General features: G+C 61.8%; 20 protein-coding genes. 9 read left to right on the forward strand and 11 right to left on the reverse strand.

Annotation, left to right across the window (positions count from 1 at the left end; genetic code table 11):
• Positions 1-74: 74 nt before the first annotated feature.
• Complete coding sequence (locus AB8B02_RS11575; protein WP_093758407.1) at positions 75-944, reverse strand: fumarylacetoacetate hydrolase family protein; 870 nt, start codon at positions 942-944, stop codon at positions 75-77.
• A gap of 228 nt (positions 945-1172) precedes the next feature.
• Between AB8B02_RS11575 and AB8B02_RS11580 the strand changes: the two genes are divergently transcribed.
• Complete coding sequence (locus AB8B02_RS11580; RefSeq protein ID WP_089264128.1) at positions 1173-1802, forward strand: helix-turn-helix domain-containing protein; 630 nt, start codon at positions 1173-1175, stop codon at positions 1800-1802.
• Positions 1803-1886: 84 nt separating this feature from the next.
• Here AB8B02_RS11580 and AB8B02_RS11585 read toward each other — a convergent pair whose 3' ends face one another.
• The 5 genes from AB8B02_RS11585 to AB8B02_RS11605 form a co-directional block, all read right to left on the reverse strand.
• Positions 1887-2270 carry a hypothetical protein gene (locus tag AB8B02_RS11585; protein WP_246297915.1) on the reverse strand — a complete coding sequence of 128 codons (384 nt, stop codon included), beginning with the start codon at positions 2268-2270 and terminating at the stop codon, positions 1887-1889.
• A gap of 174 nt (positions 2271-2444) precedes the next feature.
• Positions 2445-3323, reverse strand: a complete 879-nt coding sequence (locus AB8B02_RS11590) for an NAD(P)-dependent oxidoreductase (protein WP_439064629.1) — start codon at positions 3321-3323, stop codon at positions 2445-2447.
• A 15-nt stretch (positions 3324-3338) separates the two neighbouring features.
• Positions 3339-4470 (reverse strand): peptide chain release factor 2 gene (gene prfB / locus AB8B02_RS11595; protein ID WP_120289384.1). Its coding sequence is split into 2 segments (ribosomal slippage): positions 3339-4400 and positions 4402-4470, totalling 1131 coding nucleotides; the frame shifts between segments, so codons are not numbered across the junction.
• A gap of 109 nt (positions 4471-4579) precedes the next feature.
• Positions 4580-7072, reverse strand: coding sequence for a penicillin-binding protein 1A (locus AB8B02_RS11600; protein WP_320444266.1), 2493 nt, complete (start codon positions 7070-7072; stop codon positions 4580-4582).
• A gap of 245 nt (positions 7073-7317) precedes the next feature.
• Positions 7318-8616, reverse strand: coding sequence for an N-acetylmuramoyl-L-alanine amidase (locus AB8B02_RS11605; protein ID WP_439063970.1), 1299 nt, complete (start codon positions 8614-8616; stop codon positions 7318-7320).
• A gap of 699 nt (positions 8617-9315) precedes the next feature.
• Here AB8B02_RS11605 and AB8B02_RS11610 point away from each other — a divergent pair.
• Positions 9316-12513: an Rne/Rng family ribonuclease gene (locus tag AB8B02_RS11610; protein WP_439063971.1), complete on the forward strand. Its 3198-nt coding sequence runs from the start codon at positions 9316-9318 to the stop codon at positions 12511-12513.
• 74 nt (positions 12514-12587) lie between these two features.
• Here AB8B02_RS11610 and AB8B02_RS11615 read toward each other — a convergent pair whose 3' ends face one another.
• The 3 genes from AB8B02_RS11615 to AB8B02_RS11625 form a co-directional block, all read right to left on the reverse strand.
• Positions 12588-13928, reverse strand: a complete 1341-nt coding sequence (locus AB8B02_RS11615) for a dicarboxylate/amino acid:cation symporter (RefSeq protein WP_089264122.1) — start codon at positions 13926-13928, stop codon at positions 12588-12590.
• Positions 13929-14046: 118 nt separating this feature from the next.
• Positions 14047-14658 carry a biotin transporter BioY gene (locus tag AB8B02_RS11620; protein WP_439064630.1) on the reverse strand — a complete coding sequence of 204 codons (612 nt, stop codon included), beginning with the start codon at positions 14656-14658 and terminating at the stop codon, positions 14047-14049.
• A gap of 11 nt (positions 14659-14669) precedes the next feature.
• Positions 14670-15872 (reverse strand): pyridoxal phosphate-dependent aminotransferase, encoded by a 1203-nt coding sequence (locus AB8B02_RS11625; protein WP_439063972.1) that lies wholly within the window; start codon positions 15870-15872, stop codon positions 14670-14672.
• A gap of 114 nt (positions 15873-15986) precedes the next feature.
• On the opposite strand from AB8B02_RS11625, the gene AB8B02_RS11630 reads away from it, so the two are divergent.
• The 4 genes from AB8B02_RS11630 (at position 15987) to AB8B02_RS11645 (ending at position 20449) form a co-directional block, all read left to right on the forward strand.
• Positions 15987-17399 (forward strand): M48 family metalloprotease, encoded by a 1413-nt coding sequence (locus AB8B02_RS11630; protein WP_439064631.1) that lies wholly within the window; start codon positions 15987-15989, stop codon positions 17397-17399.
• A 114-nt stretch (positions 17400-17513) separates the two neighbouring features.
• Positions 17514-18362 (forward strand): DUF3313 family protein, encoded by an 849-nt coding sequence (locus AB8B02_RS11635; RefSeq protein WP_184516964.1) that lies wholly within the window; start codon positions 17514-17516, stop codon positions 18360-18362.
• Between the two features lie 105 nt (positions 18363-18467).
• Complete coding sequence (locus AB8B02_RS11640) at positions 18468-19193, forward strand: response regulator (RefSeq protein WP_089264118.1); 726 nt, start codon at positions 18468-18470, stop codon at positions 19191-19193.
• Positions 19190-20449: an ATP-binding protein gene (locus AB8B02_RS11645; RefSeq protein ID WP_439063973.1), complete on the forward strand. Its 1260-nt coding sequence runs from the start codon at positions 19190-19192 to the stop codon at positions 20447-20449. Before AB8B02_RS11640 ends, AB8B02_RS11645 begins: the two co-directional genes overlap by 4 nt.
• Before the next feature lie 239 nt (positions 20450-20688).
• Here the strand turns inward: AB8B02_RS11645 and AB8B02_RS11650 are convergent, their stop codons facing one another.
• On the reverse strand, positions 20689-21816 hold the full coding sequence (locus AB8B02_RS11650) for a patatin-like phospholipase family protein (protein WP_439063974.1): 1128 nt from the start codon (positions 21814-21816) through the stop codon (positions 20689-20691).
• A gap of 111 nt (positions 21817-21927) precedes the next feature.
• The gene (locus tag AB8B02_RS11655; protein ID WP_439063975.1) at positions 21928-22941 is read right to left on the reverse strand and encodes an adenylate/guanylate cyclase domain-containing protein; all 1014 of its coding nucleotides are present in this window, start codon (positions 22939-22941) and stop codon (positions 21928-21930) included.
• A gap of 306 nt (positions 22942-23247) precedes the next feature.
• Here AB8B02_RS11655 and AB8B02_RS11660 point away from each other — a divergent pair, with 306 nt between their 5' ends.
• The 3 genes from AB8B02_RS11660 (at position 23248) to AB8B02_RS11670 (ending at position 26529) form a co-directional block, all read left to right on the forward strand.
• Complete coding sequence (locus AB8B02_RS11660; protein ID WP_439063976.1) at positions 23248-24507, forward strand: GGDEF domain-containing protein; 1260 nt, start codon at positions 23248-23250, stop codon at positions 24505-24507.
• A gap of 133 nt (positions 24508-24640) precedes the next feature.
• Positions 24641-25423 (forward strand): DsbA family protein, encoded by a 783-nt coding sequence (locus tag AB8B02_RS11665; protein WP_093758397.1) that lies wholly within the window; start codon positions 24641-24643, stop codon positions 25421-25423.
• A 200-nt stretch (positions 25424-25623) separates the two neighbouring features.
• On the forward strand, positions 25624-26529 hold the full coding sequence (locus AB8B02_RS11670; protein ID WP_439063977.1) for a cation diffusion facilitator family transporter: 906 nt from the start codon (positions 25624-25626) through the stop codon (positions 26527-26529).
• Position 26530 lies beyond the last annotated feature (1 nt).

Genomic DNA, 26530 nt, shown 5'->3' on the forward strand with positions numbered 1-26530 from the left:
AGCTCGCAGAATTGAGCGTGGGGCAGATGATGCCCCGCGCCTCTTCATCAAAACCGCAACCGATGTAGGCTTAATCAGCCGACCGGGTTTTCGAGTTTGCCGATGCCGCTGACCTCGATCGTAACCACGTCGCCCTTCTTCAGGAAGCGCGGCGGCGTGAAGCCGAGGCCGACGCCGGCCGGCGTTCCGGTCGCGATCAGATCGCCCGGCTCCAGCGTGATCCCTGCCGAGAGCGTCTCGATCAGCGTCGGAATGTCGAAGATGAGATCGGTCACCGACGCATCCTGGCGCTTTTCGCCGTTGACGGATGTCGTCAGTCGCATTTTCGTCGGGTCGGGCATCTCGTCAGCAGTTAGGATCGCGGGACCCATCGGGCAGAAACCGTCGATGCCCTTGCCGATGAACCACTGGCGATGCTTGTGCTGCAGCGTGCGTGCCGTGACGTCATTGATGATCGTGTAACCGAACACATGCGCCAGCGCGTCTTGCTTCTTGATGCCGCGGCCGCCACGCCCGATGACGACCGTCAGCTCGCCTTCGTAGTCGGTGCTGTCGGTCGGATCGAGATAATTCGGAATCGACTTGCCGGAACCGATCACCGTGCTCGACGGCTTCGTGAAGATGACTGGCGCTTCCGGCACGACTTCCTTTGCCGAGGAGTCGAAACCACTACCCGCGAATTCCTTCGCGTGCTCATGGTAGTTCTTGCCAACGCAAAACACGTTGCGTGCCGGGCGCGGGATTGGCGCAAGAAGCTCGACGCTGGCGATAGGAAGGGGCGCGCCCGCTGAAGCGGTAAGCGTACCCTTCAGGCTATCGAAATTGGCAATTAGCGCAATCATATCGGGGGCAACGTCGCGCGGCAGCGGCGAGACCTGAGTGAGCGCCTGATCTGCAATGCCGACCGTGGCCCGGCCCTCATGCAGGAAAGTAACAAGGTGCATTCTTCCTCCTGATATGTCTGCTTGTCCGGCGAATGGATCGCCGGCATCTTCTAAAGATACACCTATCTTCGATAGAAGATTTTGGCAAGCTGATCATCCCGGCTATTTATTCTTTAGAAGACGCACGCGGTCATCTGCCGCAGCAGGATGTGACATGGCGAGCAACGGCGCCTAAGATGGAATCACCGGCGGATTACATCCGCGAATGACATTGGAGCAGCACCCGATATGGCGAAACCGGCGACGCGGAAGGTCGTTCGCGAAGACCCCGTCAGTCGCGCATTCGGCGATCGGGTTCGCATATTGCGTGAACAGGCCAACCTGACCCTGGAGCAGTTCTCCAAGCAGTCCGGTGTCAGTCGGGCGATGCTGTCGAAAGTCGAGCGCGGCGAGAAGAGCCCGACGATCGGGGTCGCGCGACGTATCGCGCTGGCTCTGGAAACATCGTTCTCGACGCTGATGGGCGACGACGACGCGCCGCGCCGGGCCTTCGCTGTGGTGCGCAAGGATCAACGCCAGATCTTTCGCGATTCAAAGACGGGCTTCGAGCGCTTCCTGCTGTCGCCCGTCATGGCCGGCATGGCAGTGGAAGTCGTCCTGCATCACCTGCCCCCGAAAACCTCGACCGGCAAATTGCCCGCCTACCCGCAGGGCACATCCAAACACGTCCTTGCCACGCACGGACGCGTCACCGTGCGCACCAAGGATACCGAGACGGTTCTGGACGAGGGTGACTCGCTGTATTTCGAAGTCGATGTCGAGCACTGGTTCGAGAACAAGACCGCGCGCCGGTGTGAATACTACCTCGTGATTTCGGTGCCTCCGAGTTACGGACGACGCAGCGACGGCAAGGCCTAGCACGCGTCCGCAAGTTTGAAGGCCCCCGCTCACCTGCGAGCGAGGGACCTGTTGGCTAGCAGCCGATTTCAATCTGCCACACGATTACTTCTTCAGGCAGAGACCAACGGTTGGCGTCGTGGTGCACTTGGTGCCATCAGGTGCACCGCCACTCGGGCAGACAACGGACACCAGCGTCTCTGTCGCCTCGCAGCTAATCGCGCCATCTGCCTGCACCGCGCGGAAGCTCACTGGTGCTACATCACCCTTGTCACCCTTGGCGCCGGGCGTACCCTGCGGACCTTGCGGTCCCTGTGCACCCGCCTGTCCCTGCGCGCCGGGAATGCCCTGAACGCCTTGCGCACCCTGCGGGCCGGCCGGCCCCTGCGCGCCGGTTTCGCCCTTCGGACCTGCTGGTCCGGGATCGCGGCCGCAGGCGCCCAGCATCAATGCAACGCCAACAGCAAGAATTGGAATGATCTTCTTCATGCCCCACACCCCGTTGAATTCATGACACCGCGACATGCGGCGTCAGGATAAGCCAGCGCCGGATGTTGAGTTCCGGCACGCGGATGATATCGGGTGACAAGAAGAACGGAAGCGGCCGCGCAGCGACGCGACTGTTTCAAGACGCCGCAGACTTTGGCGGGCGGGTTAGCTTACTCAGCCGTCTCTCGGTTGCGAGATGAGCTCGATCATTTTGGCTTCGTCATCGTCTGGCGCGAAAGCCTTCGCCTTTTCATAGGCTTCAACAGCCGCTGCGCCGACCAGGGGCCTCGCCTGCAAAAGCTGCTCCGCCAATCTCACCGCATAGGCCGCATCCTTATTCCGCAGTGCAGCGGTGAAGGATGCGCCTGAATAATCGCGCGCCACCATTCGCGGCGCATGTCGCAGCACCTGTGGGCTTGCCGCGACGCCGCTCGCGATGGACTCCAACACCAGCTTCATGTCCAGCCCGGCATGTTCTGCAATGGCCAGACCTTCGGCGAGCCCAGCTATATGGATCGCGCCCATCAGGTTGTTGATCAGCTTGTAAACTGTACCCGATCCGATGGGGCCGAAATGCCGGATCGTCGATCCGATCGGCGCCAGAAACGGCCGGGCCTTGTCGAGGTCCGCAGTATCCGCGCCGACCAGCAGCGTGAGCTTGCCGCTCGCAGCCGCATCCGGCAGACCAGTGACAGGGCAATCGATGTAGGTCAGCCCGCGTTCCTGCAGCACTTTCGCAAGATCGAGCGCATGCTGGTGCGACACCGTCGAACATTCGATCGCCAGCGCGCCCGCCTCCGCGGTTCGCCCGGCACCATCAGTGCCGAGCCACACAGTCTGTGAAGACTCGTCATCGGCGACCATCGTGACGATGGCATCGGCGCCTTCGGCTGCATCCGCCGGCGAAGCTGCCCAGCGTGCGCCACGTGCGATCAGATCTTCTGCTTTCGCCCTGCTCCGATTCCAGACGGCAACGCTGAAACCAGCTTCGAGATAGCGGCCGGCCATGCCGTGCCCCATGCGTCCCAAACCGATGAACGCAACATGGGGCAAAACTTGGGGCATGGCTTAATCCACGTCGTCGATGGCACCTGGCGAGGTGCCGAAGGCGCGCTGCGCCAGTGTCGCCGCCATGAACTCGTCAAGGTCGCCGTCGAGCACGCCGGAGGTATCCGACGTCTGCACGCCGGTGCGCAGATCCTTCACCATCTGATAGGGCTGCAGCACGTAAGAGCGGATCTGGTGACCCCAGCCGATATCGGTCTTGGCAGCCTGATCGGCAGCGGCCTTCTCCTCGCGCTTCTTCAGCTCGATCTCGTAGAGACGCGCGCGCAGCATGTCCCAGGCCTGGGCCTTGTTCTTGTGCTGCGAACGGCCGGCCTGACAAACCACGGCCACACCGCTCGGAATATGCGTCAGACGTACGGCAGATTCCGTCTTGTTGACGTGCTGACCGCCGGCGCCGCCCGAGCGCATCGTATCGACGCGTACATCGGATTCGTTGATGTCGATCTTGATGCTGTCGTCCACGACCGGAAAGATCGCGACGCTCGAGAACGAGGTGTGACGACGGGCATTGGAGTCGTAAGGCGAGATACGCACCAGACGATGCACGCCGCCTTCGGTCTTCAGCCAGCCATAGGCGTTGTGGCCGGAGATCTGGATCGTCGCCGATTTGATGCCGGCTTCTTCACCCTGCGTCTCTTCGAGATACTCGATCTTGAAACCGTGCTTTTCAGCCCAGCGCGTATACATGCGCAGCAGCATCGAGGCCCAGTCCTGGCTCTCGGTGCCGCCGGCGCCGGCATGGACTTCGAGATAGGTGTCGAAGCGATCGGCCTCGCCAGAGAGTAGCGCTTCCAGCTCGCGGCGCGCGACCTCTTTCTTCAGCGCCTTGAGCGCATTCTCGGCTTCCGTCACGACGCTCTGGTCGCCCTCGGCCTCGCCGAGTTCGATCATCTCGACGTTGTCGTCGAGTTCACGCGTGACCTTGCCGATGCCTTGAAGCGAGTCCTCAAGCGAGGTGCGCTCCTGCATCAGGCGCTGGGCCTTTTGGGGGTCGTTCCAGAGATTGGGATCTTCGGCGAGAGCGTTCAGCTCTGCAAGTCGTGCCGTGGATGCATCGACGTCAAAGATGCCTCCTCAGCAGCCCGACTGACTGCTTGATCTCTTCTACGAGGCGTTCGATTTCAGCGCGCATGGAAACTCTGATCTGGCGGCATCAGCCGCAATACGAATGGTGATCGGGATGTAGCGGCGTGCGCGGCAAAGCGCAATCCGCAAGGATCTGCTGTGGGGTCAGATGAGCCTCAATACAGCCCGCCCGTTCCCGGTCGCATGAAACTGCGGTCGGTTTCCGGCGACACCGAGAGCGAACGACCATCGGCATCGGCGACACCGATCACAGAATAGTTGTCCGGCGGCGCCGTGCCGGGCTTGAAGGCCTCGAGGATGGTGCGGCCGCCATCGCCCGGTCCGGCGCGCATGCCCGACTTGGCGTCGACGCGGATCAGCTTGATGCCGGCAGGCACGCGGAACGGCACGGCCGGCTTGTCGGCGAGCGCAAGCTTCATGAAGTCCTTCGCAATCGGCGCAGCCAGCGCACCGCCGGTGGCCTTGTTGCCGAGGTTCCGGGGCTTGTCGTAACCGACATAGATACCGACCACGACGTCAGGCGAGAAGCCGATGAACCAGGCATCCTTCTCGTCATTGGTCGTGCCGGTCTTGCCGGCGATAGGCTTGCCGACTTCGCGGAGCACAGTCGCCGTGCCGCCCTGCACGACGCCTTCCATCATCGAGGTGATCTGGTAGGCGGTCATGGCGTCGAGCACCTGCTCGCGGCGATCGACGAGCTGCGGCTCGGCCTGGTTCTTCCAACCCTCCGGCGCGTCGCAGCCGCGGCATTCGCGCTGGTCATGCTTGAAAATCGTATGCCCGTAGCGGTCCTGAATACGGTCGATCAGCGTCGACTTCACGCGGCGACCGCCATTGGCGAACATCGAGTAGGCCGTCACCATCCGCATGACGGTCGTTTCACCGGCGCCGAGCGCATAGGAGAGATAGTTCGGCAATTCATCATAGACGCCGAATCGCTTGGCATATTCGCCGATCAGCGGCATGCCGACGTCCTGCGCCAGTCGCACTGTCACGGTGTTCAGCGAGCGCATCAATGCATTACGCAGCGTCACCGGGCCGTAATACTTGCCGGTCGAATAGTTTTCCGGACGCCACACCCCGGCGCCCTGCCCTTGATCGATCTCGATCGGCGCGTCGACCACGACGGTGGACGGCGTGTAGCCATTGTCCATCGCTGCCGAATAGACCAGCGGCTTGAAGGATGAGCCGGGCTGACGATAGGCCTGCGTGGCGCGGTTGAACTGGCTCTGGTCGAACGAGAAGCCGCCGACCATGGCGAGCACACGTCCGGTCAAAGGATCCATCGCAACCATGGCGCCGGACACTTCCGGATACTGCCGCAGCCGGAACTGGCCTTCGACGACCGAGCCGTCCTTGTTTGTGAGCGGATCGACATAGATGACGTCGCCCGCGGCCAAAACCTGCGACACGGCCGTCGGTGTTTTGCCCTTTGTCGGGCCGGCGGCGGGTTTGGCCCAGCGCACGCCATCCAACGTGAGGATGCCGGTCTGGCGATCCTTGAGCACGGCACCGCCGAGTTCACGGCCCGGCTGAAAGCCGATCCGCGCCGACTGATCACTGACATCCAGCACGACAGCGAGCTTCCACGGCGCGATGTCGGACAGCGCTTTGACCTCGGCGAGCTTCACGCCCCAGTCACCGGAAATATCGATCTTGTTGGTCGCCCCGCGCCAGCCACGCACCTCGTCGAAATTGATCAGGCCGTTGGTCATGGTCTTGCGCGCCATGACCTGCAGCTTGGGATCCAGTGTGGTACGGACCGACAGGCCGCCCTCATAGAGTTTCTTTTCGCCGTAGCGTTCCAGGATGTCGCGGCGCACTTCCTCGGCAAAATACTCGCCGGCAAAGATGTGACCCGAACTGTTGCGGCCGGTGACGCTCAGCGTCTCCTTGCGCGCCTTGTCGGCATCGGCCTGCTTGATCCAGCCGTTCTCCAGCAGACGATCAACCACATAGTTGCGGCGCTCGATGGCACGGTCGCGGTTCTTGATCGGATGCAGCGACGACGGCGCCTTCGGCAAAGCTGCGAGATACGCCGCTTCCGACACGGTCAGTTCGTTCACCGACTTGTCGAAATAGACCAGCGAGGCGGCGGCGATGCCATAGGCACCGAGGCCGAGATAGATTTCGTTGAGATACAATTCGAGAATCTTGTCCTTCGAATAGGTGCGCTCGATGCGCATCGCCAGCAAGGCTTCCTTGATCTTGCGGGTGAAGGAGACCTCGTTGGTCAGAAGGAAGTTCTTCGCAACCTGCTGCGTGATCGTCGATGCGCCCTGCGGCCGGCGGTTGGAGCCAAGGTTCTGCGCGTAAAGCACCATTGCGCGCGCCATGCCCGAATAATCGAGGCCGCCATGCTCGTAGAAATTCTTGTCTTCGGCCGCGAGGAAAGCGTTGATCACCAGCTTCGGCACGGCTTGAATCGGCAGATAGAGCCGGCGCTCCTTGGAGTATTCGCCAAGCAGTGCACCGTCCGCCGCATGGACGCGCGTCATCACCGGCGGCTCATAATCCTGAAGCTGCGAATAATCGGGTAAGTCCTTGGAATAATGCCAGATCAGCCCGGCTGCGGCGGCGACGCCCACCAGGAACACCACGGTTCCTGCGGCGAACAAGAAACCCATAAACCGCACCAGCAGACGCATTATCGACGATCCGTTTCAATCGCTGTGCCGCAATATAGCATACGGCAGCCCTATGGGCGTGAAGTCAGCAAAAAGTCCCGCGGCAAAAATCAGCAAGGAGACAACCCAAAATGGCCGTCAGTCTTGACCGATTCTGACAGCCGCCCGGAAATTTTTATAGAGCGCCTGCTGTGGCCAAACTAGGGCTTTCATACTGAAGGCCGGGGCTTTCGTACTGAAAGATTTGTCATTTTCAGTTCCGGTCGTCAGTTTCCCGGGCCGGCAGAGACCATCCGCTTGGAGAAGAACCCGTCGATCGCCTTGGCGACCGCCCCGACGGTCTTGGAGCGCCAGTTCTCGGACATCAGCTGCTGGAGATCGTCCTTGTTGGACACGTAACCCAATTCGATCAGCACTGAGGGGACGTCCGGGGCCTTGAGGACGCGGAAACCTGCCGATTTCAGGGGATGCTTATGCATCCGCGCCGTGGTCTTCATCTCGCCCACCACCAGCCGGGCAAAGCGGTTTGAGAAGGTCCGGGTTTCGCGCTGCGCCAAGTCGATCAGAATGTCGGCAACGTCGGTTGGCTCTTCCGTCAGATTGACGCCGGCGATGGCGTCGGCCTTGTTTTCCGAGTCTGCCAGCCGCTCCGCCTCCGCGTCGGAGGCCTTGTCAGACAGTGTGTAAACGGTGGCGCCCTGCGCATCCCCCTCGCCTCGCGGCAATGCGTCGGCATGGATGGAGACAAACAAGGCAGCCGACTGGTTGCGCGCCACCTTCACCCGTTCATCCAGGGGGATGAACGTATCGTCGGCGCGGGTCATGACGATGCGGTATTTGCCAAGCTTCTCCAGACGGTCACGCAGGGCCAGACCGAAACCCAGCACGATCCCCTTCTCGCTCTCGCCGCCGGCCTGGGTGCCGTTGTCGATACCGCCATGACCGGGATCGATCACGATGACTGGACGGGCGTCCGGCGCGGCATCGGGCACCGCGCTGGCGACCACCTTGGTGGCAACCGGAGACGCCGCAGCAGTCGTTCCGACGGCCGGTCGCAGATCCGGGCGATTCTCAACCGCCAGCGCCTGTACGAATGTGGTGCGATCGACCGATTCGAGTTCGATCACCATCCGCGCCGGCTGCCCGTTAGCGGGATCGAGCGCGTAGGAATTCTTGATCTTGGCCGGTCCGGTCAGGTCAAACACCATGCGCGACCCGCCCGGCATCACCAGACCGTAGCGGAACGCCTTGATCAGGCCGCGGGAGACCGTCCCGGCGCCGGGATCGAGATGGAAATTGACCTGGGGAAGATCGATGACCACCCGATATGGGTCAGCCAGCGCAAAGGCACGCAGCGGGATCTTCCGGTCGAGATCGAGAATGAAACGGGTCTGTTTCTCGTCACCGGCGATCCGCACGTCGGAGGCGATCGGAAAAACGCCCTCGACTTCCGCGCGTGGCGCCTCGCCGGCGGCCTGGGCGGAGTTCGGGCACCAAAACAGTCCAAAACCGGCACTGAAGAGCACCGTGGCCAGCCTGACGATGTGGTTTGCGCGGCTCGTCAACGAATCCACTGCCTCCGAAGCAGCCCCTCATTAACCCAATAGGATTGCAGGGTTAACCAGAGCTTAAGTCGGCCATATCGAATAAGCCTGAGTGTTGCAGCCTTGTGACGCTTCCCTTGCATGCGACCCCCATTCCTCGTATGTACGAAGAGCTGACGGTTTAACTCCCGGTTGTGTCGCGTTCAGCCTCCCGGTGCAACGCTCGTTCCCCCGACCATCTATCGGTGGATCCAGCGTTTTCCGGCCTCCTCTCTACAACCAGCGCAGCGCGCGGTTGCCCAGAGAGGCGGTCTTAGCCCAGGCGGTGTCCGGTCCCAGGTCCTTTCTCGCTCCCGGGGCGGCTTTAGACACTTCATGACCGATTATTCCGGCCTTACGGGCGGAGTATGCGACAGCCGGTGACCGCGTTCTGCGGCGCGCCGGACGTCAGCAAAAGGCGGCGCCTTTGCCGCCAAGATGTTCAGACGGGCCGACGCTTGATGCGCCAGACTGTGATGCCGACCGAGACCCAGGTGGGAACTATGCCGATGCGAGGCCCAAGCCTCGCGCGTCGCCCCGCACTGACCTCGCGATCGGCACGGCGTTCAGGGCTGTGTTTCGGCCTTCCCCTCACCCCCGAATCAGGTGGACCGTTGCGTCACCCGGCTGCGCGATACGCGCTTGCCGCCACGCACGCCGTCCGCCTCCATGAGCTTCCAAATGCCAAACAAAATGTTGATCGATGCGACCCACCCGGAAGAGACCCGGGTCGTCGTGGTTCGCGGCAATCGCGTCGAAGAGTTTGATTTCGAGACTGCGCAGCGCAAGCAGCTCCGCGGCAATATCTACCTCGCCAAGGTCACGCGCGTCGAACCGTCGCTGCAGGCCGCGTTCATCGAATACGGTGGCAACCGCCACGGCTTTCTCGCTTTCAGCGAAATCCATCCGGACTATTACCAGATCCCGGTCGCCGACCGTCAGGCGCTGATCGAGGCGGATGAACGGGCCCATCGCGAAGCTGAGGAAGAGACCGAAAACCGCTCCAACCGTAAGCGCTCGCGTCATCGCAACTCCCGTCGCCGCGACCGTGGCGAGCGGGTGCAGAGCGATGTCGTCGATACGACAGCGATCGATCCGTCGCAGGCCGAACAGCCGCGCGATCCGGCCTTCGAGGTCCACAGCCATCCTCATGATCATGCCCATGATGACGGGCACCACGCTGCCGATCACGACCATCATGACCATGACGGTCACGAGCATACCCACGCGCATGAGCACGCCGCAGGCGATCATGCGCACGACCATGATCACCACGATCATGCCACCGCACCGGTCGCGTCCGAGAGCGTCGCTGCCGAAGCTGCGGCTCCCGAGGTCGTCGTGTCCGAGGTCGTTGCATCGGAGCCTGTGACCGAACAGCCTGTTTCGGCAGGCTTCTCGCCTGCACCGGTCGAAGCCGTTGCGGAGACGCCGGCGCCAGTCGCCGCCGAAGCGCATAATGATCACGCGCATGACGAACAGATTCAGGCCGCTCACGCCGAAGAGAACGCGGCGCATGCCGAGGACGTTCACCACGAAGAGCGCGCCGAGGGTGAGCACACCGCTGCCGCTGACAGCGACGAACACGACGACGACGAGGAAGACGAAGACGACGGCGAGGAAGAGGCCGAAGAGGATCAGGTCGAATCCGTCGGCGGTGACGACGTTCTCGAGGAAGTGCCCGAGCGAGCCTTCCGTCCGCGTCGCCAGTACAAGATCCAGGAAGTCATCAAGCGTCGCCAGGTCATGCTGGTACAGGTCGTCAAGGAAGAGCGCGGCAACAAGGGCGCTGCGCTGACCACCTACCTGTCGCTCGCCGGCCGCTACGCCGTGCTGATGCCGAACACTGCCCGTGGCGGCGGCATCTCGCGCAAGATCACCTCGGCACAGGATCGTTCGCGTCTCAAGGAAGTGGTGTCGGACCTCGACGTGCCGGAAGGCATGGGGATCATCCTGCGCACCGCCGGGGCCTCGCGCACCAAACCGGAAATCAAGCGCGACTTCGAATACCTGATCCGGATGTGGGAAACCGTCCGCGACATGACGCTGAAGTCGCAGGCCCCGACCCTCGTCTACGAGGAAGGCTCGCTGATCAAGCGTTCGCTGCGCGACCTCTACAACAAGGAAATCGACGAAATTCAGGTCGCTGGCGAAGCCGGCTATCAGGAAGCACGCGACTTCATGCACATGTTGATGCCGAGCAATGTGCGCGCGGTGAAACAATATCGCGACGGCCAGCCGCTATTCTCGCGCATGGGCGTCGAGAGCCAGTTGGACGCAATGTTCTCGCCGACCGTGCAACTGCGCTCCGGTGGCTATATCGTCATCAACCAGACCGAAGCTCTGGTCTCGATCGACGTGAACTCGGGCCGTTCGACCCGCGAACACCACATCGAAGACACCGCGCTAAAGACCAATCTCGAAGCCGCCGAGGAAGTCGCGCGTCAGCTGCGCCTGCGCGATCTCGCCGGTCTGATCGTGATCGACTTCATCGACATGGACGAGAAGCGCAATAACCGCGCTGTCGAACGCAAGATGAGCGACTGCCTGCGCCAGGATCGCGCGCGCATTCAGGTCGGCCGCATCTCGCATTTCGGCCTGCTCGAAATGTCGCGCCAGCGCATCCGCGCCAGCGTGCTGGAAAGCTCCACGGATATCTGCCCGCATTGCGGTGGCAGCGGTCACGTTCGTTCGGTGTCGTCGGTGGCCCTGCAGTTGCTGCGCGGCCTCGAAGAAATCCTGATGAAGGGCGCCACGCATAACCTGATCGTGCGCACCCGCACCGATGTCGCGCTCTATGTGCTGAACCACAAGCGTGGCCATCTGCGCGATCTCGAAAACAGCTTCAAGGTGACCCTCGCCGTCATCGCCGATCCGAATGTCAGCGGTCAGCAGTCCTTCGTGATCGACCGCGGCGAACAGGTCCACACGCTGGAAGCCGCCAAGGCACTTCTCGCGGCTCAGGTCGCAGCCTTCCCGCCGCCGCTGGAAGAAGAACCCTTCGACGACGAAGATCTGTTCGAGACGGAAGCCGAAATCGAAACCGAGGAGACCGAAGGTCTCACCGACGACGAGACCTCGAGTGAAAGCGCCACCGGTGATACAGACAGCGATGGGCGCAAGCGCAAGCGCCGTCGGCGCCGTCGTGGTCGCTCCGGTGAAACCCGCGAAGGCGGCGCTCCCGGTCGCGAGGGCGGAGATCTCCAGAACGCCGCTGAAGGCACGGTCGAAGGTAACGTCGAAACCGTTGGCGACGACAGCGAAGGTGAAGACGACGAGGCCGACGATCAGCCTCGTGAGGCCCGTGCCGATCAGCCGGCCGATGGCGAGCGTCGCCCGCGTCGCCGTGGCCGTCGCGGCGGACGCCGCCGGCGTGGTGGTAACGACGAAGGTCTGGCCGGATCGATCTCCGATGAACTCGGACCGACGCAGACCTCGGAAGCCAGCGATGCCGTGGCCGATCTCGAAGGTCAGGACACGCGCCACGACGCACAGCCGCACCAGTACGCAGCTTCAGACACCGTGACGTCCTATGCAGCCCCACAGCCAGAGGCCGAACAGAGCCGTCACAACGCCGTGCCAATGTTCGCTCCAGCCGTGCCCGAGCCGACGCCGGTCGCTCCTGCTCCCGTCGCAGCACCTACCCCCGTGCAGGAAGCCGCGGCACCGCAGGAAGATGACAAAGCCGCAGCCCGCCGCCGCTCGACGGTCCGCGAAAAGGTCAACTTCGGTTCGACATCTCCGGAGCCACAGCCCGCGGCAGCGCCCGTCGCTACAGCCCCGGAGCCGGCACCTGCTCCTGCCGCTGCACCGGCCCCCGCGGTCGAAAGCCAGCCGCGTAAAGCCGGCTGGTGGTCACGCGTCCTCGGCAACGACTAAGCGCTCTCAACGCAACAACGAAAAGCCGCCCGGCAAAACCGGGCGGCTTTTTTAGTGCTGCAATCTACTGCGGATCAGTCCGTCGTGATTGCCGTTTCGACATCCGATGGATCGATGGTCTTGTTGAGATTGGCGTGCATCGTGTCGTGATCAAGCTCGCCTTCCCACCACGACACGAACACCGTAGCAATGCCGTTGCCCGTGATGTTGGTAAGCGCGCGCACCTCGCTCATGAATTTGTCGATCGAGAACACGATCGCCATGCCGGGCACCAGACGCGGATCAACCACCGACAGCGTGGCTGCCAGCGTGATGAAGCCGGCGCCGGTGACGCCCGAAGCACCCTTGGAGGTCAGCATCGCCACGATCAGGATAGTCACCTGCTGGCCGAACGACAGATCCACCCCGAGCGCCTGGGCGATGAACAGCGTCGCCAGGGTCATGTAGATGTTGGTGCCGTCGAGGTTGAACGAATAGCCGGTCGGCACCACGAGGCCGACGACCGACTTCGAACAGCCCAGACGCTGCAGCTTCTCCATCAGCTGCGGCAACGCGCTTTCCGACGAAGAAGTGCCGAGCACGATCAAAAGCTCATCCTTGATGTAGACGATGAACTTGAAGATGTTGAAGCCGACGATGCGGGCAATGATGCCGAGCACGACCACCACGAACAGTGCTGCGGTCGCGTAGAACAGCACGATCAGGCTCAACAGGTTGGTGAGCGCCGCCGGGCCGAACTTGCCAATGGTGTAGGCCATCGCGCCGAATGCTCCGAGGGGGGCTGCCTTCATGACAATGGCGATCACGCCGAACACGGCATGCGACGTCTCATCAATCATGTCGCGCAACCTGTGGCCACGCTCGCCCAGCGCCATCAGCGCAAAACCGAACAGGATCGCGAACAACAGCACCTGCAGGATGTCGCCCTTGGCGAAGGCGCCAACGACACTGTCAGGAATGATGTTGAGCACGAAATCGACCGACTTCGTTGCTTCAGCCTGCTTGACGTAATTGGCGACTGCGCCTGCGCTACCTTCGGTCTTGGTCACCAGACCATGGCCGACCTGGAACAGGTTGCCCATCACAAGGCCGAGGATCAGCGCGAAGGTCGAGACAATCTCGAAATAGACCAGCGCCTTGATGCCGACGCGGCCGACCTTCTTGGCGTCCTGGATATGGGCAATGCCAGACACCACGGTACAGAAGATGATCGGCGCGATCACCATCTTGATCAGCTTGATGAAGCCGTCGCCGAGCGCCTTGATCCATTCATTGGTGGCGAACTGAGGCTCCAGCCACCCGACCAGCACACCGATCACGATAGCGATCAGCACCTGAATATAGAGAACCTTGTACCAGGGCTTTTTGACCGGAGCGGCCACTCCCGGACCCGCCGTTGCCGTTACCGCAGACATTCCGCTTCAACTCCCTGAGCATTTTTACTGCCGCGGTCATTAGTCACATGGGCGGCCTCTTGCAAGCCGCCACACGGAATTACTTGGGCGATTAACGAACAAATATCGCGCCGAGCGTTCAGCGATACCGGCGATCAACCATTCCGCGCAGGACGGGTACCAGGATCGCGCCCAATGTGTTCTTCACTAATGCCCCCGCCAGGAACGGCATCACGCCGACCAACCAGGCTTTCTCGGCGCCGAGCTTCATACCGTAAGCCAGCCAGGCAAAGCCCATGGCCATGATCACGATGTGGCCGATGGCCATGACAACGAACAGGCGGACCATCGAGCGATCCCATCCGCGTTCGCTGAACCAGCCCGTGACGAATGCAGCAACGACGAAGCCGGACAGGAAGCCGGCCGTCGCCCCTGTGAGCGGTTTGAGACCGCCAACGGGCCCGGCGAACACCGGCAATCCCAATGCACCGACGGCGAGATAGGCGATGATCGTCAACGTGCCGAGGCGCCAGCCATAGACGGCGCCGATCATCAAAACGACCAACGTCTGCAGGGTCATCGGCACATAGGGCAGTGGCAGGTTGATCTTCGCCGAAACCGCCAACAACGCGACTCCAAACGCCGCCAGCACTATGGCACGCCGTACGACGGCGAAGCCTTTGCGGCGGGCCGGCCACCACACGTCGGCGATGGGGACACGACGCGCGTTCGCGGTGGATGCATCCGACAAGATGGGCTCGCTCACTTCGGACCACCCTGCCCGAGCCATTTGCTGATCCGCGCGACCGCCTCATGCATGTCCTCGGTCGAGCTCGCATACGAAAAGCGAATATAGGACTTGCCATGGATCGGATCGAAGTCGCTGCCGGGTGTTGCGGCGACATGCGCCTGTTCCAGCATCTGCTTGGCGAAATCGAAGCTGTCCGACGTGAATTTCGACACGTCTGCATAGAGATAGAAGGCGCCATCGGCCGGTAGGAAGTCCGTGAGGCCGGCTTGCGGCAATCCTGCGGTCAGGATGCGGCGGTTCTCCTGATAGCCATGCTTGATGTCTTCCATCTGTGCATGACCGTCGAACGCAGCTTCCGCCGCAATCTGCGACAGCGTCGGCACCGAGATCGACAGGTTCTGCTGCAGCCGTTCCATGGACCGCACCAGCGGCTTGGGCACAACCATCCAGCCGACGCGCCAGCCGGTCATGCAAAAGTATTTCGAGAAGGAATTGATCACCAGCGCGTTCGGCGACAGCTCGGCCGCGGTCACGGCCGGAAATGCATAATCGAGCCCATGATAGATCTCATCCGAGATGAAGCGGATGCCGGCGTCATCGGCCGCGTGGATCAGGCTGGTGAGCGCTTCGCGCGACATCATGGTGCCCGTAGGATTGGCCGGACTCGCGACCAGCACGCCCTTCAGCGGCTTTTCACGATGCGCGGCGAGCAGATCCTCGGCGGTCAAGGCGTGCCGCTTGTCGGCATGGGTTTCGATCAGCACCGGCTCGCAGCCTAGCGCAGTCAGAATATGCCGATACGGCGGATAGCCGGGCACGGTGACGGCGACGCGGTCGCCGGGCTCGAACAGGGCCAGGAAGGACAGGATGAACGCACCGGAGGAGCCGGTGGTCACCACGATCTGCTCCGGATCGACCGTACAGCCATAGACGTCGCGATAATGCTTGGAGATCCGCGCGCGCAGCAACGGGGTGCCAAGCGCAGCGGTATATTCAATCCGCCCGTGCGCCAGTGCGGCCTGCGCAGCCTCAATGGCCACCTTGGGCGCGGGCGCTGCCGGCTGCCCGACTTCCATGTGAATCACATGCCCGCCAGCGGCCTCGATCCGCGCCGCGGCGGCCATCACATCCATCACCATGAACGGGGGAACATCGCTGCGTCCGGACGCCGCAAGAAGGCTGTGTGCCCGGGTTTTGAGGATCGTATCTGGCATGGAAATCTGCTATCTGCGCGGCGTTATGCACGTTACGGCATGGGAGCAACGCCGCGCTCCCGCCGCAATATTTGACTTGTTAGGGCTTATATCGAATCCGAACCTCGGCCAATGATGAAAGACCTGCAGCTGCAGCCTAAAAGGGCTGCATCTCGATTGTTCTCGAAGCTGACCACGCTGCTGACCGCGGCGACGCTGACGCTGACGCCAATGGCCGCCCAAGCGCAGCAAGGCGACGCTCCGCGCCTGCTGCGCGACGCCGAGATCGAACAGCTGCTGCGTGACTATACGCGCCCGATTCTGCGCGCCGCAGGCCTCGAAAAGCAAAACATCCAGGTCGTCATCATCAACAATGCCAGCTTCAATGCCTTTGTCGCTGACGGTCGCCGCATCTTCGTCAATCACGGCGCGCTGATGCAGTCACAGACGCCGAACCAGCTGATCGGCGTGCTCGCCCACGAAACCGGCCATCTCGCCGGCGGCCATCTGTCAAAGCTGCGCGAGCGCATGGCGCAGGCGCAGACCCAGATGATCGTGGCGATGCTGCTCGGCGTCGGCGCCATGGCGGCCGGAGCGCGCGGCGGCAACTCCAATGGTGCTGCCGGCAATATCGGCGCCGCAGCGGTCGCCGCGCCGCAAGCGATGATGATGAATACGATGCTGTCCTATCAGCGGCAGCAGGAAGAGAATGCCGACCGCGCCGGCGTCAAATTCCTGAACCAGACCGGCCAGTCGTCCAAGGGCATGTACGAGACGTTCCAGCGCTTCGGCACCGACAGCCTGTTCGCAGCACGCGGAAGCGACCCGTATATGATGTCGCATCCGATGCCCCGGGAGCGCGTTGCCGCCCTCGAGGAGCTTGCGAAGTCGAGTCCCTATTGGGACAAGAAGGACGATCCGGCGCTGATGCTGCGCCACGAGCTGATGCGCGCCAAGACCGCCGGCTTCATGGAGCAGCGCGACACGGTGCTGCGGCGCTATCCGCCGTCCGACACCAGCCTGCCCGCGCAATATGCCCGCGCCATCGCCACCTATCGCCATGGCGATCTGCGCGTGGCCGTCGAGCAGATCGATGCGCTGATCAAGGCGCAGCCGAACAATCCGTATTTCTACGAGTTGCGCGGCCAGGCGCTGCTGGAAGGCGGCAAGCCCAATGAGGCGATCGCGCCGCTGCGCCGCGCGGTGCAGCTCTCCAACAACGCGCCACTGATCGAGATGATGCTCGGCCACGCACTCGTCGCCTCCGACAACAAGGCCTATACCGACGAGGCGATCCGCATCCTGCGCACTGCTGTGACGCGTGAGAGTGAAGCGCCCGTCGGCTACATGCAGCTCGCCATGGCCTATGGCCGCAAGGGCGAACTCGCAGAGGCCGACCTGGCGTCGGCCCAGGCCGCCTTCCTTCGCGGCGACAACAAGACCGCCCGCGACCTTGCCTCGCGCGCCAAGGCGCGGTTTGCCGTGGGCACGCCCGGCTGGGTCAAGGCCGATGACATCATCGCCGCGAAAATGCCGGGCAAGAACTAGCGCGCCTCCCTCTGCAATGTTCTGAAACAAATGGCGGCCGATCCGTAATCTTTCGCAATGTGGCTGACAATTTGTCTCCGTACGCAGTGTCCCTGACTATTGGGGGACATCTCTATGCGCGCGAACGCCATCAACCACGTGTTGAAACTGATATGCCTGCACGCTCTGACAGCAACTGTCGCTGGATGCGCCACGGCGCAGCTGGAGACATCAGGGTCTCTCGCCTCGTATAACGACCTCGCGCCGGCCGACGGCATCACTACCAAGTCCAAGATGCGCGTCGACAAGGCCGGTGTCCTGGCGGCCAGGAGTGTCAGCATCATACCCACGTCATTCTCTCATGCCGCATCTCGAGCCGCCCTCACCGACAAGCAACGTCGCGTCATCGCGAATGCTGTCGACCGTTCCGTCTGTATCGGACTGAGCGACCGCTTCAATGTGGTCCCATCCGGGCAACCCGCCGACCTGACGGTGCATGTCACCGTGACGCGTGTGACCGTCACCGATCCGAATGTCGCTGGGGCCGCCAAGGTTGCCTCCGCCGCACCGATGTTCATCAGTGCAGGCTTTCCCATCGTCGTACCCCGGATCCCGTACGGCATGGGCGGCCTGTCGGTGGAAGCGGAAGCCCGCGACGTACAAGGCCAGCAGAAAGCGGCATTCGTCTGGGCTCGCGATGCCGACATGTTGACGAGCACACCGCGCGTTGCGGCATCCGGCGACGCCTACGATCTGGCGGGCGAGTTCGGCGCAGATTTCAGCAAGCTCCTCATTACCGGTGAAAATCCGTTCGACAAGAAGCTGTCCACGCCCAGTCTACAGCGCGTGAATTCGGCTTTTGGGGGGAAGCCTAAATACGCTGCCTGTGACGCCTTCGGGCGCACCGGCGTTTCCGCCTTCATCGGCGGGAAAATGGGAGCACCTCCCGAGTGGAACGACGACGCGATGCCGGTGACGGAATGACCGGACATGCATGACAGTGATTACCGTCCCTCCGCCCAAGACAGCTATGCTACGACATTAGCAGTCACGTTGAACGAACAACCGCCTGGAGCCGGATGCCGCCCAATGCAGACCATGTCTCACATCCTCATCGTCGATGACGATCTTGCAATACGAAAACTGCTGGGACGCTATCTGACCGAACAAGGCTACCGCGTATCCATCGCCTCCGACCAGCGAACGATGAAGGAAGCGCTGCAGACCAACGAGGTCAGCCTGATCGTTCTCGATGTCCTGCTCCCCGATGGGTCGGGGCTCGATATCTGCCGAGATCTTCGGCGGGAGGGCTCCGAGATACCCGTCATCCTGTTGACGGCGCTGAAGGAGGATGTCGACCGGATCATCGGCCTCGAAATCGGCGCGGACGACTATCTCGGCAAGCCGTTCAATCCGCGCGAGTTGCTCGCCCGCATCCGCGCGGTGCTCCGCCGCAAGGTAACGCAGGATATCCAGCTCTCCCAGGTACTCGAACATCACTTCGGCAGATTTAAACTCCATCCCGGCGCGCGGCAGTTGCTGGACGAAAACGGGCAGCCGTTCGATCTCACGACAGCTGAATTCGAACTGTTGCTCGTGCTGGTCAGACGGCCGGGCCGCCTGCTCTCCCGGGATCAACTGATCGAACTGACGAACCGCAGCTCCGACGACGTGTTCGATCGCTCAATCGACGTGTTAATGAGCCGGTTGCGCAAGAAGCTCGGCGACAATGACGATTTCCAGTTGATCAAAACCGTGCGTAACGGCGGCTACATTTTCTCGGCACGCGTTGAAACGATCGGTGCAGACACATGAACTCCATACGCATTCGATTTTCCTTGATGCTGGTGGGCTCGGTCCTTTGTGTGGTGATCCTGGCCAGCGCCGTGATGTCGCAAATGATACTCGGGCTGGTCGAAAAGGATTTTCGTGACGGATTGACGTCTCGCGTCGCTGCATTTTCCAACAGCATCACCTTTCGCGGAAACGATGCAGTCTTTCATCTTCAGCCGGCGCCCATCGAGGGAAAGCTTCTGGAAGCGCCGACCAAGCTTCTGCAGGAAGCATTTCAAAAATCGCAAGCCAATTTCGACATTTTCGTCAAGCAAACGCCGGATGGCCAACGATGGGCGTCCATCAAGATGGGCCCCGGCTGGCTGAGCTGGCCCATACGCGAGCACGCGCCGCCTCCTGAAGTGTGGTGGGGCCTCGCCGGCTGGATGGTACTGATCACGGTCGGCGTCATCGGGGTTGCTCTTACGGTCGCCCATCAGACGACGAACCAGCTTAAATTGCTGCAGAGCATGGCGATGTCCGTTGGCAAGGACGGCGTGCTGCCCGTGCTCAAAGAAGAAGGGTCTATCGAAATCAAGGCAACCGCTCAGGCACTGAACATGATGGGCGCAAGTCTGAAAAAAGCGATGGACAGCAAGATCAGACTTGTGGCTGCCGCAGGGCACGATTTGCGGACACCCATGACACGCATGCGTCTGCGCGCCGAGTTTCTCAACGAACGAGAGCGTGAGGAGTGGCTGCATGACCTCGATGAAATGGATCACATTGCCGACAGCGCCATCCAGCTCGTTCGGGAAGAGACCGTCGGAAAAGGCACCGAGCACGTCAGACTCGACGAACTCGTCGGGGACGTTTGTGCCGAACTCACCCTGATCAAGATGCGGGTGACAATTGCCGGACTCGATCACAGCATCGTCAAGATCTCGCCTCTCGCACTCAAGCGCGCCCTGCGCAATCTCATCATCAATGCTGCAACCCATGGCGGCGGCGCCATCGTAAGCCTGCGCGTTCACGATCGCCGCGCTGTCGTCCTGATCGATGACAACGGTCCCGGCATTCCCGAACAATTCCTGGCAAGTGCCTTCGAACCGTTCTTTCGCGTCGATCCAGCCCGCCGCCAGTCAATTCCCGGCGCCGGGCTCGGCCTGGCCATCGCCAAGGAAATTGTCGAGCGGCAGGGTGGCACGCTCGGAATCGAGAACCGGCAGCCTCACGGGTTAAGGCAGACGCTTTCCATCGAGATCGATATCGCAAACGTATCATCGGTCGCAGCCTGAACGACGCGCTCGCCATGCGGCCACACGGGCCGCTGCAGACGATCGCTGAAGAACGACCCTTCGCAAGCAGTGCCTGCTCAGCTGGACCACAAGATCATCGCGATCCCGAAGACGAGCAACGGATAATACGCAACCTCCACGCTCAAGAACGCGATGTCTTTTGTACGAGACCAGAGGCGCCGAACGGATATCCGTATTCGGGAGCGTTCCAAGGACGCTGTTGGAGCGATGCGACACATCTAGCTACCCTGCCCCCTCAACCCTTCCAGGTTCGATTGAAATCCACTGGCCGAACCGCCCTTGGCACGACCGTAGGCGTAGAGCTCTTTCATATAGTCAGTATCGAAATTGGTTGGATCGCTCGTGGTAAGCTTGCCCGCGTCGATGGCCGTTGCTTTGAAATCCCAGTTGTTGCGTTTGCAGAAATCGTATGTCGCGATCATCGCATTGCGCGTATTGGCCTTCACCGAGGTCTGAAACGAGCGCGCCACGATCGGAAGCGTCAGATCCGATGTATAGGAGGCGTCGGGCGACAGCTTACCGTTAACGATCACGAAGACCCGAGACTTCGTAGCCAGCGATCCAGCATGGGCCGTCAACACGCCCTCCGGCACAGCCAGAATATTCGATGTCACGCCACCATCGACATGCATCTCGGAATACATGTTTCCGCCGGACTCGACGGCGATCAGGGCTGGCGGGAAAATCCCGGGGATAGCGGCCGACGCAGCAAGAACATTCCGGAACAATTCATAGCGGCCAGGACTGTCGCTGCTCGCGATCTCCCCCATATTCCAGAGCGTCGTCCCTTGGGTGTCGAGGTTCGTGGTGGCCACGATGAGCATCTTGCCCCTGCGATACCGTGCGCCGACCGCATCGATGATCCGATCATCAGCATATTTCGAGATGAGGTCTTTCATCGGCCCCGCCTTGAAGACGCCCGATCCGACAACGGCGTTGATCCCCGCGATACGCATCAGATTTTCAGTAGCGCCGCTGGTGAAGATCGCTTCGAGACGGCCGTCATAGCCCGGGCCGAGAAACGCGAATGGCGCAATCAGGGCGCCAACGCTGGAGCCGGTGACGATATCGAAATCGGGGCGCAGTCCGGAGTCGGACCAGCCTTGCAGGAATCCTGCGCCATAGGAGCCGTCAGCGCCGCCGCCGGACAAGGCAAGAATGGTGAGCGGTGCGGCACCGCGCCGCGATCCCGCGAAGATGCGATAGCCTTCGTCGGGCGATATCCTGGCCAACGGAATCTGCGGGATCGTCGCGCGCGCGCTTGCTATCAGCGGAGCGCGCGGCAGCGACGCACAGGCCGACAGCAGCAGCGCCGTGCAAATAATGGGAAGCGTCGCGCGAGGCATCACGCGAGCTCTGCAACGATCAAAGTGAATCTTGAATACTGGGCCATGCGGGTTTCCATGTCCGGAAACTCTTGCACGGTTGATTTGCCATTTGTTTGCGCGTTTATTTCATTATGTTTCGTGCGGCGGCTGCAAACCGAATGCGACAATTCCATCCACGCGTCCACGAATGGGAAGATGACCGAGTGCGCTGACCGTGAATGGCGGCGCCGAGGCAAAGCAATCCATCGCCGCCTTCGATGCGACAAAACCGCCCTCTACACCACGACTGAGCTCTTCCAGCCGCGAGGCGGTGTTCATGACGTCGCCATTGAAGACAATCGCACGTTTGACGTCGCCGATTTCGCCGATGATCACCGGCCCGAAATGCAGGCTGCCGCGAATGCGGGGCGCCGTGCCAAACTCGCGCTCAAACTGCCCCGCTTTGCGCGCCAGTTCGTCGCGCATGGCCATGAAGCAGCGCAACGGACGGCAATCGACCGCACCGTCCCGCTTCGTCCAGGTCACGATCATCTCGTCGCCGACATAGGCAAGTACCTCGCCGCGATAGTCGACAACCGGAAGCGATAGCAGGCGAAAGGTCCGATCGAGGAAACGGTGGATACCGACGCCACCAAGTTGCTCGGCCAGGCTGGTCGAGCCCGCAATATCCACGAACAGGACGAAACGCTCTTCCTCGACCGGCGTGTGATAGCGCCCGGTGAAGAAGTTCAACAACGCGCGTCCGCCGACGAGATTGGTGATTGCCAAAGCCAGATTGACGACGATGGAGACGACGACCGAATAGACCAAGCTCGACCAGAACGTATCCTCCGCGATCTCGACCGTCCGCCCGATCAGCACATCCGCAAGCCGAAACCATTGCACGGCCAAAATCACGACGGCGTAGAACGCGCTCTTGATCAGCAGGTTGGCGGTGAACGAGCGACCGCTCAGCCAGATCCGGATCGGACCATCGGCCACCATGATTTCGAAGCCGCCCAGAACCGTGCTGATCACCAATCCGATCACGAGCCCGGGCAGAATGGGCAGATCGTGGGTGGCACTGAACGCCACGCCGGCGGCGGCGCCAGCGGCCATAATCGTCGTGAGGACCCTTAGTTTCCGTTCAAGCCTGGCGTTCATGGTCCCTCCCACCGGCACAGCCGACGGGAGGGTATATCAAATCATCCAGGGGAGGGCTGACACGGGCCGATGGCAAAGGTTGCCCGCCTGCGGCGCCTCACCGAACCCTGCCATCCACGCCGATATGATCTTCATCCTTTTACAACCACCCCAAGCTTCTCGCCGGCAGCGGTCAGGTTCCGTTAACGGAACTCGCTGCATTTAGTGAAAATGGATGCGCTCATCGCGTCCGGCGGGGAGACCAATGCAGCCATCGGAGCACGAAACCGCACACAGCGGCGTCACACGCACGTGGGACCGGCGGCAATGAGCACGACGACCATCTTCTGGTTCACGCTCGCCAACTTCCTGTCATCAGGTCTCGTCTGGGCCTATGTCGCACGCTGCTATCCGAACTTCGTCCCGGCCCGCTACTGGAGCGCCGCTTCACTGAGCGCGTCGATCGGCCCTGCTCTCGGCCTGCTGTTTCCCAATCCCGTCGGCCTGCTGTTCGCCGCGCAGATGACAGTTCTCGCTTACTGTCTGTCAGAGGTCGGTATCCGCCGCTTTTACGACAGGCCTACATCCTGGATCGCCACCGCCCTGGTAATTTCCGCGAGCCTCGCCGGCTTCATGTTCTTCAGACTGGTCATCGACGATTATGCGATGCGCGTTGTCGTCTACTCGCTGAGCCAGGGCGTTCCCGTGGCGCTGACGCTACCGCTGCTACTGTCGCGCGATCATCGGCGCAGCAATCACGGCGCACGGATGGCCGGCTACCTCTCGATTCTCTTGCTTGTTGCTTTTGCCTGCCGCGCGATTGCCGCGCTGCTTCATCTGGGCGGCAGCGAGACGACCATGGTGACGGTCGATGCGGTACAGGCCGGCTTCATGCTGGTGGCGGCATTCCTCGCCATGACATGGAATTACGGACTGCTGATGATGGCGATCGACCGCCTGCGTGGCGACGCAGCCGAACTGGCGCTGATCGACGATCTGACCGGCGCCGGCAATCGCCGCCGCCTGTTGCAGCGGATGGACGAGGAATGTGCGATGGCGCGGCGGACCGCACGCCCATACGCACTGCTGGCGATCGACCTCGACGGCTTCAAGGCGGTCAATGATGGCTTCGGTCACAGCGCCGGCGATGACTGCCTGAAGCAATTCGCCCAAGCGGCGCAAGATCAGTTGCGCCCCGGCGATACGCTGGCCCGATGCGGCGGCGACGAGTTCTGCATCGTGCTGCCCGACACCGACCTGCAGCAGGCCGGCGAGATCGCGCGGCGCGTGCTGGCGGCTTGCCCGCGACAATTTGGCAATGCCGGACACACAGTGAGAACCCTATCCGCCTCCATCGGCGTCGCGCAGTGGTCCCCCGACCTCATCGCCTCCCCAGAGCGATTGATGGCGGCTGCCGATCACGCCCTGTATCAGGCCAAACACAGCGGCAAGAACCGGGTCGTGCTCTATGAGCCCGCACCACCGCTGGCACCGATCTTCGATGACGAGATCGGAAGCACTCCCTTGCCGGCACCGCATGCCCTCACTGCAATGACCGGGCCGGATCACCACCATTCCGGCTTCTGAGACCTGCGGCGCCATGATGAATTGCGCGTGACCGCCTTCACAAATAACGCGTATTTCGCCCTCAAAATGCTAAGCAGCTTCCCGAATGACACGTGGCTTTCTGACTCGGCCTTTTCCAAAGGATAATTTGCCCATGCCTTCGTTCCGTTTTCTCGCCTCCGCCGGCCCGGCCCTGGCTTTGGCCCTCGCGCTGTGTGGCGCGCCCGCGGTCGCATCGGCGCAGACGTTCAATGACGCCCAGCGCGGCGAGATCCAGAAGATCATCAAGGACTATCTGATCACCCATCCGGAAATCCTCGAAGAGGTTTCTGCCGAACTCACCAAGCGTCAGGCCCAGGCCGAAGCCGAGAAGCACCAGGCTGCGATCGCCGCGAACGCAAACACCATCTTCAACTCGCCGCGCGGCGTCGTGGTCGGCAATAAGGATGGCGACGTCACCTTCGTCGAGTTCTTCGATTACAATTGCGGCTACTGCAAGCGCGCCATGGACGACATGGTCGGCATCATGAAGAACGATCCGAAGCTCAAGGTCGTGCTGAAGGAATTCCCGGTGCTCGGGCCCGGCTCGGTTGAAGCCGCCCAGGTTGCTGTCGCCGTGCGCATGCAGGACCCGACCGGCAAGAAGTATCTCGACTTCCACCAGAAGCTGTTGAGCGGCCGCGGCCAGGCCGACAAGGCCCGCGCCTTGGCAGCGGCCAAGGAAGCAGGTCTCGACGTCGCCAGACTGGAAAAGGACATGGCCAGCCCGGAAGTGCGCGCGACCATCGAAGAGAACTTCAAGCTCGCGGAATCCATGGGCATGAACGGCACGCCGAGCTACGTCATCGGCAAGCAGGTGATCATCGGTGCCGTCGGGGCAGACGCGCTGAAGGAGAAGATCAATCAGGCCCGCTGTGGCAAGGCGCTCTGTTCGTAAACCCAGACACCGCCAGGGTGATTCATACCGTCGCCCGCGCCGACACGAACATCTCGGAAATATGACAAACCGGCTGCATCGCAGCCGGTTTTTTATTTATCTTGCGGTAGCGGTCAAAGCGGCTGAACGCCATCTGTGATAGGGTAACCTATCCCCAACGGTAAAAGGATGCAGCGGACACCCCGCCTAAGTTCCCAATGTTGACCGATACCAAACAGGAGCAGCGGCTCCTGAAGATTTCGATTTACGTCACGCTTCTCATTTCATTTGCCAGCATCGCTTTCGGGCTCGCCATCAGTTCGCGCGCCATCGCCTTCGACGGTTTTTACACGTTGATCGACGCAGCCATGACCGGCCTTGCATTGCTGACCGCAAGACTGATCAGCAGAGGCGAGGACGACCGCTTCCAGTATGGCTACTGGCACCTCGAACCGATCCTCGCGCTGATCAACGGCACGGTGCTCAGCTTTGCCTGCGCCTATGCCTTCATCGACGGCCTTAACGGACTGATCACGGGCGGGCGGGCCATCGAATTCGGCCCCGGCGCTATCTTCGCTGCGGTGGCGGGTGCCATCAGCTTCGGCATGAGCATCTATATCCGCCGCTCGGCCGGCGAACACGGCTCGCAACTGCTCGACATCGATGCCCGTGCCTGGCTGATGGGCGGCGTACTCAGTCTGGCGGTCTGCATCAGCTTCTTGCTCGGAGCGGTGATGGCGAAGACTCCAGCAGCGGCCTATGCACCGCTGGTCGATCCGCTGATCCTGCTGGTGGTTGCGATCTGCCTGCTGCCGTTTCCGCTCTCGACGATCTGGAATGCCGGGCGCGACATCCTGCAGGTCGCACCGAGCGATCTCGACGAGGAGGTTCGCGAGCTCGCGCAATCGATCGCGTACAAACACGGCTTCAGCGACTGCAGCTCGCATGTAATGCGCTCCGGCCGTCAGCAATTCATCGAAATCGGGCTGGTGGCACCGTCCGGCGAGATCAGCAAGACCTTCGCCGAACTTGACGCCATCCGCGCCGAGATCGCTTTGGCCATGGGCGGCCTCAGCCCGGGTTATTGGCTGACGGTGGATTTCACCGCCGACAAGCGCTGGGTGTAAA

The sequence above is a fragment of the Tardiphaga sp. 862_B3_N4_1 genome (genome assembly GCF_051811085.1).
Classification (GTDB): domain Bacteria; phylum Pseudomonadota; class Alphaproteobacteria; order Rhizobiales; family Xanthobacteraceae; genus Tardiphaga; species Tardiphaga robiniae.